General features: G+C 60.5%; 19 protein-coding genes. 18 read left to right on the top strand and 1 reads right to left on the bottom strand.

Annotated features, from left to right (window positions below; translation table 11 throughout):
* Positions 1 to 11: 11 nt before the first annotated feature.
* The 15 genes from flgK to folD all read left to right on the top strand — a co-directional run bounded on the left by flgK (position 12) and on the right by folD (position 13,294).
* Entirely contained in the window at positions 12 to 1,499 is a 1,488-nt protein-coding gene (flgK, locus tag HJB84_RS12690; protein WP_207582948.1) for a flagellar hook-associated protein FlgK, read from the top strand.
* Between the two features lie 3 nt (positions 1,500 to 1,502).
* Positions 1,503 to 2,555 carry a flagellar hook-associated family protein gene (locus HJB84_RS12685; RefSeq protein WP_207582949.1) on the top strand — a complete coding sequence of 351 codons (1,053 nt, stop codon included), beginning with the start codon at positions 1,503 to 1,505 and terminating at the stop codon, positions 2,553 to 2,555.
* Between the two features lie 36 nt (positions 2,556 to 2,591).
* Positions 2,592 to 2,939, top strand: a complete 348-nt coding sequence (flaF, locus tag HJB84_RS12680; RefSeq protein ID WP_164006557.1) for a flagellar biosynthesis regulator FlaF — start codon at positions 2,592 to 2,594, stop codon at positions 2,937 to 2,939.
* Positions 2,936 to 3,385: a flagellar biosynthesis repressor FlbT gene (gene flbT, locus HJB84_RS12675; RefSeq protein WP_007633262.1), complete on the top strand. Its 450-nt coding sequence runs from the start codon at positions 2,936 to 2,938 to the stop codon at positions 3,383 to 3,385. The genes flaF and flbT overlap by 4 nt, the downstream gene beginning before the upstream one ends.
* Complete coding sequence (gene flgD / locus HJB84_RS12670; RefSeq protein ID WP_207582950.1) at positions 3,376 to 3,828, top strand: flagellar hook assembly protein FlgD; 453 nt, start codon at positions 3,376 to 3,378, stop codon at positions 3,826 to 3,828. The genes flbT and flgD overlap by 10 nt, the downstream gene beginning before the upstream one ends.
* Positions 3,829 to 3,917: 89 nt before the next feature.
* Complete coding sequence (gene fliQ, locus HJB84_RS12665) at positions 3,918 to 4,184, top strand: flagellar biosynthesis protein FliQ (RefSeq protein WP_009992823.1); 267 nt, start codon at positions 3,918 to 3,920, stop codon at positions 4,182 to 4,184.
* Between the two features lie 88 nt (positions 4,185 to 4,272).
* Complete coding sequence (flhA, locus tag HJB84_RS12660) at positions 4,273 to 6,360, top strand: flagellar biosynthesis protein FlhA (RefSeq protein ID WP_207582951.1); 2,088 nt, start codon at positions 4,273 to 4,275, stop codon at positions 6,358 to 6,360.
* Positions 6,357 to 7,109: a flagellar biosynthetic protein FliR gene (gene fliR, locus HJB84_RS12655; RefSeq protein ID WP_221116086.1), complete on the top strand. Its 753-nt coding sequence runs from the start codon at positions 6,357 to 6,359 to the stop codon at positions 7,107 to 7,109. The genes flhA and fliR overlap by 4 nt, the downstream gene beginning before the upstream one ends.
* 7 nt (positions 7,110 to 7,116) lie before the next feature.
* Positions 7,117 to 7,530 (top strand): hypothetical protein, encoded by a 414-nt coding sequence (locus HJB84_RS12650; RefSeq protein ID WP_207582953.1) that lies wholly within the window; start codon positions 7,117 to 7,119, stop codon positions 7,528 to 7,530.
* A 31-nt stretch (positions 7,531 to 7,561) separates the two neighbouring features.
* Positions 7,562 to 8,125 (top strand): rod-binding protein, encoded by a 564-nt coding sequence (locus HJB84_RS12645; RefSeq protein ID WP_207582954.1) that lies wholly within the window; start codon positions 7,562 to 7,564, stop codon positions 8,123 to 8,125.
* 123 nt (positions 8,126 to 8,248) lie between these two features.
* Positions 8,249 to 8,614: a hypothetical protein gene (locus tag HJB84_RS12640; RefSeq protein ID WP_207582955.1), complete on the top strand. Its 366-nt coding sequence runs from the start codon at positions 8,249 to 8,251 to the stop codon at positions 8,612 to 8,614.
* Positions 8,614 to 9,153, top strand: a complete 540-nt coding sequence (locus HJB84_RS12635; protein WP_221116085.1) for a hypothetical protein — start codon at positions 8,614 to 8,616, stop codon at positions 9,151 to 9,153. Before HJB84_RS12640 ends, HJB84_RS12635 begins: the two co-directional genes overlap by 1 nt.
* 290 nt (positions 9,154 to 9,443) lie before the next feature.
* Entirely contained in the window at positions 9,444 to 10,283 is an 840-nt protein-coding gene (locus HJB84_RS12630; RefSeq protein ID WP_221116084.1) for a WecB/TagA/CpsF family glycosyltransferase, read from the top strand.
* A 191-nt stretch (positions 10,284 to 10,474) separates the two neighbouring features.
* Positions 10,475 to 12,274 (top strand): succinoglycan biosynthesis protein exop, encoded by a 1,800-nt coding sequence (locus HJB84_RS12625; protein ID WP_221116083.1) that lies wholly within the window; start codon positions 10,475 to 10,477, stop codon positions 12,272 to 12,274.
* A gap of 120 nt (positions 12,275 to 12,394) precedes the next feature.
* On the top strand, positions 12,395 to 13,294 hold the full coding sequence (folD, locus tag HJB84_RS12620; protein WP_221116082.1) for a bifunctional methylenetetrahydrofolate dehydrogenase/methenyltetrahydrofolate cyclohydrolase FolD: 900 nt from the start codon (positions 12,395 to 12,397) through the stop codon (positions 13,292 to 13,294).
* Here folD and HJB84_RS12615 read toward each other — a convergent pair whose 3' ends face one another.
* Complete coding sequence (locus HJB84_RS12615) at positions 13,295 to 14,323, bottom strand: LacI family DNA-binding transcriptional regulator (protein ID WP_207582960.1); 1,029 nt, start codon at positions 14,321 to 14,323, stop codon at positions 13,295 to 13,297. It abuts the gene before it with no gap.
* A 298-nt stretch (positions 14,324 to 14,621) separates the two neighbouring features.
* On the opposite strand from HJB84_RS12615, the gene HJB84_RS12610 reads away from it, so the two are divergent.
* The 3 genes from HJB84_RS12610 (at position 14,622) to HJB84_RS12600 (ending at position 18,349) form a co-directional block, all read left to right on the top strand.
* Positions 14,622 to 15,983 carry an ABC transporter substrate-binding protein gene (locus HJB84_RS12610; protein WP_207582961.1) on the top strand — a complete coding sequence of 454 codons (1,362 nt, stop codon included), beginning with the start codon at positions 14,622 to 14,624 and terminating at the stop codon, positions 15,981 to 15,983.
* 187 nt (positions 15,984 to 16,170) lie between these two features.
* The gene (locus HJB84_RS12605) at positions 16,171 to 17,184 is read left to right on the top strand and encodes a carbohydrate ABC transporter permease (RefSeq protein ID WP_207582962.1); all 1,014 of its coding nucleotides are present in this window, start codon (positions 16,171 to 16,173) and stop codon (positions 17,182 to 17,184) included.
* Between the two features lies 1 nt (position 17,185).
* Positions 17,186 to 18,349, top strand: a complete 1,164-nt coding sequence (locus tag HJB84_RS12600) for a carbohydrate ABC transporter permease (protein ID WP_207582963.1) — start codon at positions 17,186 to 17,188, stop codon at positions 18,347 to 18,349.
* Positions 18,350 to 18,367: the final 18 nt, after the last annotated feature.

The following is an 18,367-nucleotide window of genomic DNA, read 5'->3' as shown; positions in this document are numbered from 1 at the left end:
ACGGGTAAGCCATGTCGCTCACATCCGCACTTAATACCGCGCAGAACATATTCAACAATACCGGCACGCAGAGCAGTGTCGTATCGAACAATATCTCGAATGCGGGCAACAAAGATTACGTGCGCCGACAGGCGATGCTCACCACGTCCTTGAACGGCGCGCAGGTCGTCAAGATCGACCGGGCACAGGAAGATGCCCTGCTGCGCCAATATCTGAAGACATCCTCGCAGGACAGCGCCCAGCAGGCATTGCTGGGCGGTCTCGAGGACCTGAAGTCGATCATGGGTGGCAACGACTACGAAACGTCGCCATCCACCTATCTCGGTGTTTTCCAGCAGAAGCTTCAGGCCTTCCGCACGACGCCGGGCAGCACCGTCGCCGCTCAGGGCGCCATCACTGCCGCCCAGGATGTCGCCAACTCGCTGAACAATGCCTCGCAATCCGTTCAGGACGTCCGCGCCACCGCCGACAAGCAGATCGCCACCGACGTCGATAAGCTGAATACGCTCCTCAGTGACTTCGAGAAAGCCAACAATGCGGTGAAGACCGCCACGGCCTCGGGTGCGGATGCCTCAGGCGCTCTCGATGAACGCGAGAAGGCTCTCAAGCAGATTTCGCAGATCGTCGGTGTCAATACGACGACGCGCGACAATAACGACATGGTGCTGAGCACATCTGACGGGACGATCCTCTTCGAGACGATCCCGCGCAAGGTGACGTTCAAGTCTCAGGATGTCTACAACGCTACCATCGCCGGCAATTCGGTTTATATCGACGGTGTCGCACTTGCGCGCGGCAGCGGATCGACGGCAACGGGGCAGGGCAGCCTCCAGTCGCTCCTCCAGGTCCGTGACGAGATCGCCCCTAATTTCCAGAAGCAGCTCGATGAAGTCGCCCGCGGTCTGGTCTCGCTCTTCAAGGAGCAGAACACGGCAGCCGGCCCGGCCTATGTGCCCGGCCTCTTCACCTGGAGCGGCGGCACGGTCGATACCGGCGCCACCGCGGTCGCGGGCATGGCGGCGACCATCACCGTCAGCAGCCGCGTCATCACCGCGCAGGGCGGCGATCCGATGCGCCTGCGCGATGGCGGCGTCAACGCCACAGGCCTTGTCCTCAATCCCACCGGCGTCAGCGGTTATACGACGGAACTCGATCGCCTCTATACGGCACTGGGCTCCGACATCGATTTCGACCCGGCAGCGGGACCAGCGGTCGGTTTCGACGCCACAACGGGCATCGATTCGAACGTCAGCATCATGGAATTCGCCACCAATTCCCTCGGCTGGCTCGAACAATACCGCAGCAACGCCACGACGGCGGCGGAAAACACCTCGGCGGCGCTGTCACGCTCCGATGAGGCCTATTCCAATGAGACCGGCGTCAACCTCGACGAGGAACTGACGCTGCTCCTCGACATAGAGCAGTCCTACAAGGCGGCGACCAAGATCCTCAACGCCGTCGACGAAATGCTGAAGTCATTGCTGGATATTGCGAGTTAAGCCATGAAGAGCTCATTTATTTCAAGTTCGGCCATTCAGAATGCGATGCGGTTGACGATCCGTCAGGCGCAGAACCAGATGACCAAGGCGACGATGGAAGCAACGACGGGAGTCTATGCGGATATCGGCATCTCGCTCGGCGGCAATGCCGCGAGAAGCGTCGATTTCAGCCGCGAAGTCGACAGGATCGACTCGATCAAAGCAAGCAATTCCCTGGTCACCGCCCGGATGGAATCCTCGCAGCTCGGCCTTTCCAAAATGAAGGACGTCGGCGACGGCCTCGTTTCGAAGCTGACAGCGCTCCAGGGCAGCCATGATCCCGGCAGCATCACCGTCGCCATCCAGTCGGCAACCAGCGCATTGTCCACCATGATGGACACGGCCAATACCATGGTGAACGGTGAATATTTGTTCTCGGGCATCAACACCGATGTGCAGCCGCTGACCGACAAGACGACCGCGACGAGTGCCGCCATCGTTACGGCACTGAACAGCTATGCAGCCGCTCTCGCCCCGCCGAAGGCGGTCAGCGACCTCACCGGCACCGAGATGAGCACCTTCATCACGACGACGGTGGAGCCGATGTTCAGCGAAACTGCCTGGACCGACCCGACGACCGGCTGGTCGCAGGCATCCAGCCAGAACATGACGAGCCGCATCAGCAATTCCGAAGTGATCGAATCCTCGACCAACGCCAATTCCGAAGGCATGCGCTACATGGCGCTCGCCTCGGTGATGACCTCGGCGCTGCTCGGCCAGAACCTCAGCAGCGATGCGATGAGCACGGTGTCCAAGCAGGCGATCACCTACACGACGAAGGCGACCAGCGGCCTCGTGACGCAGGCAAGCCAGCTCGGCCTTTCCCAGGAGCGCGTCAAGAAGTCCAACGACGCTCTCGACGCCCAGTCGAATATCATCAAGAACAAGCTGGTCGATCTTCAGGGCGTTGATCCCTACGAAGCCTCGACCCTGGTCAAGACTTTGGAAACACAGCTTGAAACGGCTTACACGATCGTCTCGAAGATCCAGCAGTTGAGTCTCGTAAACTACCTTTGATGAGCAAAGGCGCGCAGTATAAAGAAGGATGCATGAATGTATCAGTTCTCATATGCCGAAGTCATGCAGGACTCGGTGGCCGACGCGAAAGAGCGGGAATGGCAGGTTCTTGACCGGTCCATAGACCTGCTGTCGTTGGCGCGCGAAAAGGAAAAATACGGCCGGGAAGCCATCGAAGCCCTGTTTTATACGCGCAGGGTGTGGATCAGCTTCATCGAGGATCTGAAACATCCCGACAATCAGCTGGAGATCCAGCTCAGGGCCAACCTCATCTCGATCGCGATCTGGATATTGAAGGAATGCGACAGGATACGAAAGCGTCTGTCGAATAACTACCAGGGCATCATCGACGTTACCACCATCATCAGGGATGGACTTAAATGAAAAGTACACTTCGCATTTCTCTGAAAGCCGGAGAAAGAATCTTCATCAACGGCGCCGTCCTGCGCGTCGACCGCAAGGTCGCGCTGGAATTCCTGAATGACGTGACGTTCCTTCTCGAAAACCACGTCCTCCAGCCGGAAGCGGCCACCACGCCCCTGCGTCAGCTCTATTTCATCGCGCAGATGATCCTCATCAATCCCGAGGGCAAGGACCACTCGACGGCGATGTTCCGCAAGTCGATCACCATGCTGCTCAGCTGCTTCAAAAACGAGGAAATCCTCGCGGAACTGAAGCGCATCGATGCGCTCGTCTCGACCGGCCGCGCTTTTGATGCGTTGAAGGCGATCCGCGGCCTCTATGCGATCGAAGACAATATCCTCAACAACCACGAAATGCCGCCGACGATGGTCGAGCAGATTCGCAGGGAGATTGCACCATGGCGGTAGATGCAACATCAAGCGTGACCAACACGAGCACGACGAGCACGACGAATTCGGCCCAGCAAAAAGCGACGCTGAACTACGACAATTTCCTTCAGCTGCTGATCGCGCAGATGAAGAATCAGGATCCGACCGACCCGGTCGATGCCAGCGAGCAGATGTCGCAGCTGGCAAGCTTCTCGCAGGTCGAGCAGACGATCCAGACCAACACCAAGCTGGACACGCTGCTGTCCAGCTCCAGCCTTACCCAGGCCAGCAGCTACGTCGGCAAATACATGGAAAGCGCCGACGGCACCGTCAAAGGCATCATCGATTCCGTCAAAGTTTATTCCGACGGCGTGATTGCGACGACCAAGGATGGGGGTAAGATACTCGTGCAGGCGGGAATCACTGTTGCCAGCCAGGCGCCGGCCACGACGACCACGACCAGCGACAACACTGATACCTGATACCGCGGCGAAGACGCGTCGGGTGATACCAACCAACAGCGGCCCGGCAATGGCGGGGCTGCTTCGAGGCGATATGAGGTTGCCTTCAGATGAATGAAGCTGATGCATTGGATCTGTTCCAGGCCGCGATCTGGACCGTGCTGATTGCCGCCGGTCCCGCGGTCATCGCCGCGATGGTGGTGGGTCTCGTCATCGCCCTAATCCAGGCACTGACACAGGTGCAGGAAGCGACGCTGACCTTCGTGCCGAAAATCGTCGCGGTGCTGATCACCGTCGGCGTCACAGCACCCTTCGTCGGCTCGCAGATCTCGATTTTCACCAATCTGGTCTTCTCGCGCATCCAGTCCGGCTTTTGAGCCACCTTCGCGCAAGCTTCGCCATTTAACTCTCGATCCGAATTGGGTGGACCGAGTCCGCCTCCTCTCATGAAGAGACGGAACTGTTATGGCGCAACCACCTGCACTCCCCCTTCCGAAAGTCGCCCCGAGCCTGCGCGATGTCGGTTTTGCCCTCGGCATCATCGGCATCATCTGCATTCTCTTCCTGCCGATTCCGCCATTCCTGATCGATATGGGACTTGCCTTCTCGATCGCCTTCTCGGTGCTGATCCTGATGGTCGCGTTGTGGATTCAGAAACCGCTCGATTTCTCGTCTTTCCCGACCATTCTGTTGATCGCAACGATGACCCGGCTGGCGCTGAACATCGCGACGACGCGCGTCATCCTGTCCCACGGCAATGAAGGCCACGATGCGGCGGGCGGCGTCATCGCCGGTTTCGCAAGCCTGGTGATGTCCGGCGATTTCGTCATCGGTCTGATCGTCTTCCTGATCCTCATCACCATCAACTTCATCGTCATCACCAAGGGTGCCACGCGCATCGCCGAAGTCGGCGCGCGTTTCACGCTCGATGCCATTCCCGGCAAGCAGATGTCGATCGACGCCGATCTTTCGGCCGGCATCATCGACGAGAAGGAAGCCCAGCGCCGGCGCAGAGAACTCGAAGAGGAAAGCTCCTTCTTCGGTGCGATGGACGGTGCCTCGAAATTCGTGCGTGGCGATGCCGTCGCCGGCCTCATCATCACCGCCATTAACGTCTTCGGCGGCATCATCATCGGCTATTTCCGCCACGGCATGCCCATCGGCGAAGCGGCCGACGTCTTCGTCAAGCTCTCCGTCGGCGACGGCCTCGTCTCGCAGATGCCGGCCCTGATCGTCTCGCTCGCCGCCGGCCTTCTCGTTTCTCGCGGCGGCACCACCGGCTCCACCGACCAGGCGGTCGTCAATCAGCTCAGCGGTTACCCCCGTGCGCTTTCCGTCTCGGCCGTGCTGATGTTCATCCTGGCGCTGATGCCGGGCCTGCCGTTTGTCCCTTTCACGATCCTCGGCGGTCTTCTCGCCTTCGGCGCCTGGTTCATACCGCGTAAGGTCGAGGCTGAAAACAAGCTTCGCCGCGAGCAGGAGGAAAATAAGGTCGTCCAAAGCAAGGAACTGGAAAAGGATTCGGTCAAGGCGGTACTGCGCACCTCGGAGATCGAGCTCGCACTCGGTAAGATGGTCTCGACGCGCCTGCTCGGCGCCCACCAGGAACTCGCCTTCCGCGTTGGCAAGATGCGCAAGAAGTTCGCCACGCAATACGGTTTCGTCGTGCCCGAAATCAAGGTCACCGACGATATCGCCATCGCCGAGAAATCCTACCAGATCCGCATTCACGGCACGACGGTCGCCTCCAACCTGCTGCGCGTCGGCGAAGTCCTCGTCGTCACCGGTGCCGGCCGCCGGCCAAGCATCCCCGGCGATGAAATCCGCGAACCCGCCTTCGGCATGCCTGCCGTCTCGATCCTCGAAAACTTCACCGACGATCTGAAACGCGAGGGCTTCCAGCCTATCGACAACGTCTCTGTCGTGCTGACCCATATGAGCGAGGTCATCCGCAACAACCTGCCGCAGCTTCTGTCCTACAAGGACGTCAAGGTGCTGATCGACCGGCTCGATCCCGAATACAAGAAGCTCGCCGACGAGATCTGCTCGTCACACATGTCCTATTCGGGCCTGCAGGCGGTGCTCAAGCTTCTGCTTGCCGAACGCGTGTCGATCCGCAACCTGCACCTCATTCTCGAAGCGGTGGCCGAGCTCGCTCCGCATGTCAGAAAGACCGAGCAGATCGTCGAGCATGTCCGCATTCGCATGGCCCAGCAGCTTTGCGGCGACCTCGCCGACAACGGCGTGCTGCGCGTCCTCAGGTTGGGTAGCAAATGGGATCTCGCTTTCCATCAGGCATTGAAGCGCGACGCCAAGGGCGAAGTGATCGAATTCGACATCGATCCGCGCAGCCTCGAGGAGTTCAGCGAGCAAGCCACCAAAGTTATCCGTGAGTTCATGGATCGCGGCCTGCCATTCGTACTTGTCACGTCGCCGGAAACACGCTCCTATGTGCGCATGATCATCGAACGGCTGTTTGCCACGCTGCCGGTCCTGTCGCATGTCGAACTGGCCAAGGGCATCGAGATAAAGATTTTGGGCTCCATTTCATGATAACAGACCCGCAAGGGACCGTTCTCGCACTGTTTCTGGTTTTCTGCCGAATCGGTGGGTGTGTGCTGGCTCTTCCGGGTTTTTCCTCGGCGCGCGTGCCCGACCAACTGCGCGTCTTCATCGCAGGCGCGCTCTCGATCGCCGTCATGCCGCTGCTCTGGGACACTGTCTATCCGGCCGTTCACACCGGTTCCGGAACATATATCGGCCTGATCGTCAGCGAATCGCTGATCGGCGTGATGTACGGCATGCTGGCGAGGATCTACACGCTCGGCATGCAGTTCGCCGCCTCGATCCTCGCCATGATGGTCGGCTACTCCCAGCCGGGCTCCGCCGACATCCTCGAAGATACGCCGGAGACCAGCCTTTCCGCTTTCGTCACCTTTGCCGGCATCATGATCCTGTTCATCATGGATTTTCATCACATCGTCTTCCGCGCACTGATCGATTCCTACACGACCATGCCGTTCGGCGGTCTGATGCAGATGCGCGCGACGCTGATCTCCTTTACCGACACGCTGGAGCAGACCACCTACATCATGCTGCGGCTGTCGAGCCCGTTCTTGATCTACGGCCTGATCTTCAATGTCTCGATCGGCTTCATCAACAAGCTGGCGCCGCAGATACCGGTTTACTTCATCTCGACGCCCTATCTGCTGATGGGCGGGCTCTTCCTGATCTATTTCTCGATTGCGGCGATGGTCAGCCAGTTCGGCCAGTCCTTCGGCTCGATCTATATCGGGCGATGAGGCTGCCATGATCGAAAAGAACCGCTCCCAGAAGCTCAAGCGATTGCTCTCGGTGCAGCGGCATATCGAAAGGATGGCCGAGAACGATCTGGCCGAAACCAGCCGCCAGCGCGTCGAGGTCAATGCGGCGATGGACGACGTCATCCTCGCGCTCGGCTCGATGGACCCGGTCCACCACGCCTTCTCGCAGAATTACGCCGATCGATTTGGCAGGCTCAGCATCAAGGACCAGCAGCTGACCGGCATGCAGCAGGTCCACGAGATGCGGCTGGCGCGCGAACGCGCCAAGGGGGATCGTTTCGAAGAAGGCATGAAAGAGGCCCTTGAGGCCGAGCGCCGCGAGGCCGATGACAATGCCGTCTACGATGTCATCGATCAGCAATTCGCAACGCCAGCCTCCAGCAAGCTTCGAAATCCATAGTCGTTACGATCTTAATTTAGAGGATTGTAACGTGGCTATTTCGCCCCCCAGTGATCTGGTCCTGGATGTTGTCAAAGCTGCCGACCCCATGGAGGTTCAGGCAGCCCAGGAAAAATTGAAGGCAAATCGTGCGGCCTTTGCTGCAACGAGCCTCGCCGAGAACGGCAAGGGCTTCGCCAATACGGTCGATATTCTCGACCATATCGGCCAGAAGAGCGGCGTCAACAATATCCAGAACCGCACCAAGGCTGAGGAAGTGCCGGAAAGCTATCGGAAATTCGAGGCCATGGTTCTGCAGAATTTCGTCAAGAACATGCTGCCGAGCGAAAGCGACGACGTCTACGGTAAGGGTGCGACCGGCGATATCTGGAAAGGCATGATGGCCGAGCAGCTCGGCAACGTCATGGCCAAGGGTGACGGCATCGGCATCGCCAAGCAGATGTACAGCGAGCAGCTGCGCCGGCAGGAAGGCAAGATCGTCAATGCTTCGACCGATAAGGATGACCGCAACATTGCGCTCAGCATGATCGACGACTTCCAGCGCAAGACATTTGGCACGCCGACCGCCGAAGCCAAGACCGATAAAACAGGATGAATTTAGGCCCATTGACCTAAAATGTGAATCCTGTTCTCAATCAGATAGTTAGAGCGTTATATCGTCCGAAAACCGCGCACACTTTTCGGCGTAATCTCTAAACGACGCATAACCGGGGGTACCATGGAAATAGTTTCGAACGAATATAGGATCAAATCCGTTCTCGGACGCCTCGAAATGATCATCGACAATGAGAACACCCGGATCGGCAACGACCCGCAGTTTGATCTCAAGGTCTCCAATGCGCATAAGAGCCGCTGCCTTTACGAGTTGTCGATGCTGTTCCGCGACACCGATCCGGCCGAGCTCGCCGCTGCCCATCTCGATCAGTTGCACGGCTTGAAGAAGAAGCTGGTTCTCAATGCCCGTCGTGTCGAGGCGCACCTCGAAGCGGTTCGCGCCGTCGCCGACCTCCTGAAGAACGCCGTTCAGGACGCCGATGCCGACGGCACCTATTCCCAGGAACAATTCGCCGTGCGTGGAAACTGATGATCAAGCTCGTCCTCACCGGTGTCTGGGTTTGCGCCATTACCTTGGCATCGGTCTATTTCTCGGTGTACCTGGCGACCGCGCCGGCGCCCGCGGCAACGGACTCCAAGCAGAGCGCGCTCGAACTGGTGAAGGGTGAAACGATCACGGTGCCGATCATCGGTAACGGCGCGGTGACCGGCTACTTTATTGGCCGCGTTTCCTTCATGATGAACAAGGAGATGCTGAAGGGCGTGACGCTGCCGCTGGCCGAGATGACGACGGACGAGCTTTTCAGCCTGCTCGTCGGCAACAAGACGGTCGATATCGCCCACATCAAATCCTTCGATCCGAAGGCCTTCCGCGAAGAGATCAAGAAGGGCATGAACGAGCGCCTCGGCGGCGAGTATGTCGCCGACGTGATGCTGGAGCAGCTCGACTATCTCTCCAAGGAAGATGTCAAGCAAAGCTCCGCCGGGCAGCCGAAGAAGATGGGCGCACCTATCAAGATCGTCGAGACCGCACCGGCCGGCGAAGCGCCGGCGGCAGCCGCCCACTAAGCGTTATATTGTCGTCGACGAAAAACAGCGCCGCAAGGCGCCGTTTTTCGTTGGCGCACGTGGTTAATAAACCACTTATACGCGCATAAAAATTCAAGGAATTTTCCTAAGGGTTGTTTGAAGCCGTCCTGTTATATCAGGTGTCACAGCTTGGCGTATGCTGCCTCCCAAAATCGGGGCAGCGCCGTCCGGGCTGGACGCGGCCGGTCCTTTCGAGACCTCCGGTGCGGAATTATGGGCTTGTTTTCCGGGATGTCGGGCGCATGCAGCACCCTCGGCAGGAGGTAGGAATGAATCTGATTGCAAACTTCGCGGTGCTCGCATCGCGGCGGACGATCTTCGATCTGCCGGTCTGCGATCTCGGTTGGGACGACGCCCTCGTTTTCATCAACGAGCTGGCCTCCATTCCCGTCGGCCAGACCGTGGTTTGCTTCGTCAACGCCCACAACATGCTGACCGCGCTTCACGACGACGAATATTACCGGATCATGTCGCACAATCTGGTGCTGCCGGACGGCATCGGCCTCAACATTGCATCGCAGATCGCCCATGGTGCGCCGTTTCCCGCCAATCTGAACGGCACCGATTTCGTCCCGGCCTTCCTCACCTTTATGGAGGCCCCGCGCCGCATCGGCCTCATCGGCGGCACACGTTCGGTCGTCGAGGCGGCGGCGGAAAATTTCCGCCGGCATACACCCTGGCATGAATTCGTCGTTGTTTCCGACGGTTACTTCGACACGGTCGATTCCGCTGTCGTTACCGACGAGCTTGAGCGCCAGAAGCTCGATATTTTGATTGTCGGCATGGGAACGCCGCTGCAGGAGAAATGGGTCCACGACAATATCCGTGCCGATCATGCGCGCCTGGTGCTGACGGTCGGCGCTCTGTTCGACTTCGTCTCCGGCGCCGTCCCGCGCGCGCCGAAGACGGTGCGGATGATGCGAATGGAATGGGCTTATCGCCTGCTGCAGGAGCCGACGCGCCTTTGGCGCCGCTACATCGTCGGCATCCCGATCTTTCTTTTCCATGTCCTTCGCTACCGCTTCCGCCGGCGCGAAAGGATACTCAGCCATCCGGAAGAGGTCGTGACCACGCTGCAGCCGCGGTCAGACCACAAGAAAGCGAGCTGACGCTACAGCGCCGCGTGTCTTTTAAGGCGCGCAAATTTTATCCTTAGATCGATTCCGATTTAAGGAATGATGCATAATTCTTACACGCTGCGGTTAACCATTTCTTTGCCATGATTATTTAGACTGGTTTAATCATCTGCATCCGCGCGGATGAGCGAATTCGGCCATCATGTGCATGAGATGTGGCGCAAATGTACGATATCAGGGCCAGAAGCAGTTTTCACGATCGCGCAGCCGCCCGGCCGGCGGCGCCCGCACTGGCGCGCGCCCATGACGGTCGCTATGGATCGCCCCGGGGAGCGCCCCCGTCGAACCGGCCCGATATCGCGCCGCCCGAGGCCGAACTGCTGCGCGCCATCGGCCGCGCGCTGGAAGAACAGCGCGCAAAAGCGGCGGCCCCGGCGCCGCTGGTTGATCGCATCGAGACCATCCTCGGCAATCGCCTGCGAGCCGCCAACGACGTCGGCCATGCGCTTCCTCAAGAACAGGCGCGCCGTGAAGAACCGGCTGCTCCGGCCAGCGAGCCGATGATCTCGCTCGAACCGCTGACCGCGATCATTAAGAAACCGGCCGAGCCTCGCCCGGTAGTGCCACGGCGGCGCGTCGGCGGCATTGGTGTTGCAATGATGCTGGCCGCGGCGACGACGATCGGCGCGGGCCTGCCGGCACTGATGCCGGCTTCGCCAACCCTCTACCGCGCCGAAGCGACGCTTGCGGTGAAGACCGATGCCGCAAGCCGGGCCGCCTTCACAGAGGTCGCGGCGAAAGGGCTGATGTCGGCGCGGGTGGTTGCTTCGACGGTCGCCGCCCTGAAACTCGATCACGATCCCGAATTTGCCGGCCCCAGAGCCAATGCGTTTGGCGTTGCGCTCGATCTCCTCTCTGCGACCGGGGCTGCTGCCGATCCGACCTCGCGCGCCGAGGCGACGTTGAAGCATGCGGTCGAGATACTGCCCGATGCCGCCGCCGGGACGATCCTCGTGAGGGTGACGACCGGCGACAGCGGCAAATCCATGCGCATTGCCGCAAGGCTTGCCGAAGCGGTTTCCCCGCCGGACGGATCCGGCGGCAACGCCGCAACCGACGCCGCCTTGCGCAAGGCCTATGACGAGGCGAAAGCGGAACTGACAGCTTTCACGGCTAAGAGCGGCGAGGGCAACGTCAAGGTGGCGGTCGATCTTCGCCGTCAGATCGACGGGCTCGATGCCGATCTGAAAGAGGCCGACCAGACTATCCTGGACGCCAAGGCGCAGGCCGACCGGCTCAAGGCCGCAAAACTTGCCGGGGTGCTCGACGGTTCGTTCCCCTCCGATATGCTCTCGCCGGCGCTGCAGGACTGGCGCGACAAATATGCGGTCGCCAAGACAGCGCTTGCGCAGCTTTCGGCCGAGCTCGGCCCGCGCCATCCGCGCCTCTTGCAGCAGCAGGCCGAAACCGATGGTCTGAAGGAGAATATGGGCAAGGAACTGACCCGTCTTGCCCAGACCGCCAACGTCGCTGCCAAGGCCGCCGTCGATGCGCGCAAGGCCTTGAACGACCGCCGCAACACGCTGATCGCTCAAAGCCGGGATACCGGTGTCGATCTTTCCCGGCTGACCGAGCTCAGCGACAAGGCGGCGGCCGCGCGTTCTCGCCTGGATGATTCGGCTTCCGCGTCGGCGGGGACGGTCACCGACGGTCATATCACTCTCATGAAGCCGGCGCTGGCAACGGCGGTATCGGCGCCCGATGGCCTGACCGGCGGCTCGCTGGCCGGCGCTGCCGCGGGTCTCGTCGCCGGTCTTGCTGCGGCTTTCCTATTGCGCCTCCGCAAACCCATTGCGGCATCCGAAGAGGAAATGTCGGCATCCTCACCGCTGTCTTCCGCGCCGCCGGCACTGCAAGCGGTCCCGACCACGGTCGACGAGATGGAGGTGCTGCGCTCGGAGATCTCCGGCCTGCGCGACCGGCTTCGTGTTCATACGTTCGAAGCGCGGCAGCCGCTGCGCTGAACGAACACTTCCTTGCATTTTTGATATTGCATTGCTGCTTTCCGACAGGATAGGGCGTTAGCGGGCATTTAACGCTCGCCGACTATCCATAGATTGACGCTAAACAGGGCGGAGAGACGCGTGGCGACAGTAATCGACGGCAAGAACGTAGCTGCATCGGTCATTCAGACGGTCAAGAGCGCGACGGCAGCGCTGGAAAAGAGCAGCGGCGTCACCGCCGGCCTCGCGGTCGTCATCGTCGGCGACGATCCGGCAAGCCACGCCTATGTCGGCTCGAAGGGCCGCATGGCCAAGGAATGCGGCTTCAAATCAGTCCAGCACACGCTGCCGGCCGAAACCACCCAGGAGGAGCTGGCAGCCCTCGTCGCCACCCTCAACGCCGATCCGACGATCCACGGCATCCTGGTGCAATTGCCCCTGCCGAAACCGCTCGACAGTGAGTCGATCATTCAGGCGATCCTGCCGGAAAAGGATGTCGATGGCCTCAGTATCGCCAATGCCGGCAAGCTCGCCATCGGCGACCTGAAGACCGGACTGGTTTCCTGCACGCCGGCCGGCGCCATGGTCTTCGTCCGCCGCACCCACGGCGAGGACCTCTCCGGCCTCAGCGCCGTCGTCATCGGCCGCTCCAACCTGTTCGGCAAGCCGATGGCGCAATTGCTGCTCAACGCCAATGCGACGGTGACGATCGCGCATTCGAGAACCAAGAACCTCGCCGAGGTCTGCCGCAATGCCGACATCCTGGTGGCCGCCGTCGGCCGGCCGGAGATGGTCAGGGCCGATTGGGTCAAGCCGGGTGCGACGGTCATCGACGTCGGCATCAACCGCGTGGCAGCCCCCGAAAGAGGCGAGGGCAAGACCAGGCTCGTCGGCGACGTCGCCTTCGAGGAGGTCTCTGCGGTCGCCAGCACCATCACCCCGGTTCCGGGCGGCGTCGGGCCGATGACCATCGCCATGCTGATGGCCAATACCGTCATCGCCGCCCATCGCGCTGCAGGACAGACCCCGCCGCAGTTCTGATTATGGCTGCTGCGGGGCAGGGCCGGTTGAGGCTCTGACGATCAGTTCCGTCTTCCAGAGCTCCTGATCGGGAAAGGGGCCTGCCTGCTTCACCGTGCCGATCAGCCGCTGCGCGATGCGAACGCCGGCGGCCCTGAGCGAGGAGCGCGTCGTCGTCAGCGGCACGGAGAAGTTTTCCGGCTTCAACAGCGGCAGCACGTCGTCATGGGCGATCAGCGAGATATCCTCGCCGAGCCGCAATCCCGCCTGGTTGACCGCGCGGATGGCGCCGAGCGCCAGCACCGTGCTGGAGCAGAGGATGGCCGTTGGCCGCTCCGGCAGCTGCAGGAAGTGTTCCATCGCCAGCAGACCTTGCTCGTCCGTCATCAGCGCATGGCTGACGCAATCCTCGTCGAGCGTCAGCCCGCGCTCGGCAAGCGCTGATATGATGCCGTTCTTCCTGCGGATGGCGAAATCGAGATGTATTGGCCCGTTCATTAGCGCAAAGCGCGTATGGCCGAGCTGCAGCAAGAGCCGCGTCGCATCGTAGAAGGCGCCCTCATTGTCGATGTCGAGATAGGGATAGTCGGGCTCCGAGCCGAAGGATCGGCCGTGCACGACATAGGGCATGGAGAGCGATTTCAGCATGGCGAGCCGCGGGTCGTGGCCGCGCATATAGGCGACGAACAGCGCATCGACATTGCCGCTGATCGCAAGGCGCCTGAGCGCCGCAACCTCGTCGTCCGGGTCGGCCGGCATGATGACGAAGTGGAAGTCGTGGCGCACGGCCTCTTCGCCGAGCCCGGCCAGGAATTCACCGAAATGCACGTCGGACTGGTGGCCGGGCGCCGTCGGCATGACGAGGCCGATCGAGCCGGCCTTGCCGGTCGCAAGCCTCTGCGCCGCCTTGTTCGGCCGGTATCCGGTTTCCTTGACAGCTTGAAGCACGCGCTCCCGGGTCGCCTCGTTGACCTCGGGATAGCCGTTGAGCGCTCGGCTCACCGTCGTCTGCGACAGCCCCAGCAATTCCGATAGCTGTTTGAGATTCACCTGCTATGCTTCCTCCCGGCCCGCCCGTCGGCCGTCTTCAAAAGGCCTGCCGCCTCCCAGTGGCATCCAAAGCGCTTTCAATTATGTAGCATTTGGTGCGATTGACTCAAGAAAAATCGCTCCATATTTCCCGATAACCGCCGTTGCGCCACCGTACAGGCGCGTTCACGGCGGGGTTCTCGTGAAATGACTTGACTCCATTCCACCGAAAGTGGAATGAGTTAGGTGTCAAAGCGCTTTGAAATTTCCTTTTAAAGGGAATTCGGCGCGGTTGGGATTGTGATGGGAGGTTGATCACATGAAAAAGTCATTTTTGATGGGCGTTGCCGTGGCAGCGCTTTTTGCCGGTGCTGCGTCCGCGGCCGATCTGAAATTTGCCCCGGGACAGGATTCCAAGTTCAACTGGAAGAGCTATGACGAATTCAAAGCCGCTCATGCCGATCTGAAGGGGCAGCCCCTGACGATCTTCGGGCCGTGGCGCGGCGAGGACGAGGCGTTCTTCATGAGCGTTCTTGCCTATTTCACCGAAGCGACCGGCATCGAAGCCAAATACTCCTCTTCCGAAAACTACGAACAGCAGATCGTCATCGACACGCAGGCAGGCTCACCACCGAACATCGCCGTTCTGCCGCAGCCCGGCCTCCTCGCCGACCTCGCCAGCAAGGGCTACCTGACGCCGCTCGGCGACGAAAACTCCAAGTGGATCAAGGACAATTACGGCGCCGGCGACAGCTGGGTCGGTTACGGCACCTATAAGGGCAAGGACGGCAAGGAAGCCTTCTACGCCTTCCCTTATAAGGCCGACGTGAAGTCGCTGGTCTGGTACGTTCCGGAGAACTTCGAGGAAGCCGGCTACAAGATCCCGACGACCATGGAAGAGCTGCATGCCCTGACCGACCAGATCGTCAAGGATGGCGGCGTTCCCTGGTGCATCGGTCTTGGCTCAGGCGGCGCCACTGGCTGGCCGGCCACAGACTGGGTCGAGGACATCATGCTGCGCACCCAGCCGCCGGAAGCCTATGACAAGTGGACGACCAACGAGCTGAAGTTCACCGATCCGGCCGTTATTGCCGCGATCGACGAGTTCGGCAAGTTTGCCAAGAACGAGAAATACGTCGATGGCGGCGTCGCGGCTGTGGCCTCGACCGATTTCCGCGATAGCCCGAAGGGCCTCTTCGCGGTTCCGCCGAAATGCTACATGCACCATCAGGCCTCGTTCATCCCATCCTTCTTCCCCGAGGGCACGAAGCTCGGCCAGGATGCCGACTTCTTCTACATGCCGACCTTTGCTTCCCACCCAGAACTCGGCAAGCCGGTTCTCGGCGCCGGCACGCTCGTTTCGATCACCAAGGATTCGAAGGCGGCTCGTGCTTTCATCGACTTCCTGAAGACCCCGATCGCGCATGAGGTCTGGATGGCGCAGTCGAGCTTCTTGACGCCGTACAAGGGTGTCGGCACCGAGGCCTATGCCAACCCGCAAATGAAGAAGGAAGGCGAGATCCTGACCTCCGCCACCACCTTCCGTTTCGACGGTTCCGACCTGATGCCGGGCAAGATCGGCGCCGGCGCCTTCTGGACGGGCATGGTCGATTTCGTCGGCGGCAAGTCGGCTCAAGATGCTGCTGGCGAAATCCAGAGCGCCTGGGACGGCATCAAGTAATCCTCAAAAATTATGCCGCCGGCTTGCCGGCGGCATCGCTTGCATGACTGGCCGGGTTCGCAAAGACCCTGGCCATCGCAGGATTTATTGTGATTGGGCAATACAAACAGATTGACGATGACCGGCGTTGACCCGTCAGAACAACAACCGGTCGCAATAAGATCAGGGGAAGCAGGGGAGGGACGAAATGCTGTCGCAGATAGTGTCCGCTTTGGCCGTCGTGGTCGTCGCCGTTTTCGCGTGCTCGGCCTATTTCTATTTTTCGAACAAGATCCTGGATCTCGCTCTGCCGGTGAAGGATGGCGACATCCGCGCCGCATCGCGCAATCTCAACCGCCGTGCGCTCGTGCGCCCGTGGTTGTTCGTCGGCCCGGCGCTATTCCTGCTCATTGTCTATCTCGTCTATCCGGTCGTTGCGACCTTCATCCTCTCCTTCTACGACCGCGCCGGCGAGCAATTCGTCGGCGTCGCGAACTACAAATGGGCACTCGGCGACCGCGAATTCCGCCAGTCGATCTTCAACAACATCCTCTGGCTTGCCGTTGTACCGGCCGCCTGTACCTTCTTCGGCCTCGTCATCGCCGTGATGACCGATCGCATCTGGTGGGGCAATATCGCCAAAAGCATCGTCTTCATGCCGATGGCGATCTCCTTCGTCGGCGCCTCGGTCATCTGGAAGTTCATCTATGAATATCGCGGCGGCAACGACGTCCAGATCGGCCTCTTGAACGCCATCGTCCAGACGTTCGGCGGCACACCTGAGGTGTGGATCTCAGTTCCCTTCTGGAACAATTTCTTCCTGATGGTCATCCTGATCTGGATCCAGACCGGTTTTGCCATGGTCATTCTGTCGGCCGCCCTTCGCGGCATTCCCGAAGAGACCATCGAGGCCGCCGTCATCGACGGCGCCAATGGCTGGCAGATCTTCTGGCGCATCATGGTACCGCAAGTCTGGGGCTCGATCGCGGTGGTCTGGACGACGATCACCATCCTCGTCCTCAAGGTCTTTGATATCGTGCTGACCATGACCAACGGCCAGTGGCAGTCGATGGTGCTGGCGAATCTGATGTTCAACTGGCTGTTCCGCGGCGGCGGCGATTCCGGCCGAAGCGCCGTCATCGCCATCATCATCATGCTCGCCGTCACGCCGATCATGGTCTGGAACGTGCGACGCGCCAATCGCGAACTGAAGGGCCACTGAGATGACCGCTGTCGGAAGCTACTTCAAGATCGGCCCCGCCCGTCTCTTCGTTCACGCCGCCGTTCTGCTGATCGTCATCGTCTGGCTGATCCCGACGCTCGGAATCTTCGTCAGCGCGCTGCGCGACAAGGACCAGATCGTCGTCTCCGGCTGGTGGACATCCTTCGTCGGCTCGACGCAGACGGTCGCTGTCCGCCTCGGCACAGCCGATCAGCAGCAGCAGGAAGGTGCGGCTTACGTCATTTCAGGCAATGTGCTGGAAGGCCAGACCGGCCGCTCGGTGAAGGCCTTCGGCAACCGCGTGCAGCAGCCCGCCGCCTTCAAGGCCGGCGAGACTGCCGATCTCGGCGACGGCGAAACCCTGCAGATCAACGGCGACGGCAGCTACCGTTATATGAAGAACGCCGCCTTTTCGCCCGACGAACGCCCGCGGCGCATCTATGCATCCGTCTCTGCGCCGCCGGAATTCACGATGCAGAACTACAAGACGGTTCTGACCGGCGAGGGCATCGGCCAATCCTTCATCAACTCGCTGACCGTGACGATCCCGGCGACGATCATCCCGATCCTGATTGCCGCGTTCGCCGCCTATGCGCTCAGCTGGATGGAGTTTCCTGGCCGCGGGCTGCTGATTGCGCTCGTCGTCGGCCTCATCGTCGTGCCGCTGCAGATGTCGCTGATCCCGCTGCTGCGCCTCTATAACGAGATCGGCACCATGCTCGGCCAGCCGTCCAAAACCTATCCCGGCATCTGGATGGCCCATACCGCCTTCGGCATGCCGCTCGCCATCTACCTCCTGCGGGCCTATATCGCCGGCCTGCCGAAGGAGATCATCGAATCCGCCCGCGTCGACGGCGCCAGCGACTTCGAGATCTTCGTCCGCATCGTATTGCCTCTGTCCTTCCCGGCGCTCGCCTCCTTCGCCATCTTCCAGTTCCTGTGGGTATGGAACGACCTGCTCGTTGCCATGGTCTTCCTCGGCACCGACAAGGACCACCTCGTGCTGACCGGCAGCCTCAACGCGCTGCTTGGCTCACGCGGCGGCAACTGGGAGATTTTGACGGCGTCGGCCTTCGTCACCATCATCGTGCCGCTGCTCGTCTTCTTCGGGCTGCAGCGTTATCTGGTGCGTGGCCTGCTGGCGGGTTCGGTCAAGGGAGGCTGACCATTTTCGACCGTGACT

This window comes from Rhizobium sp. NZLR1b (genome assembly GCF_019685155.1).
In the GTDB taxonomy this organism is placed as follows: Bacteria; Pseudomonadota; Alphaproteobacteria; order Rhizobiales; family Rhizobiaceae; genus Rhizobium.
This window is presented reverse-complemented; position numbering and strand designations above follow the sequence as displayed.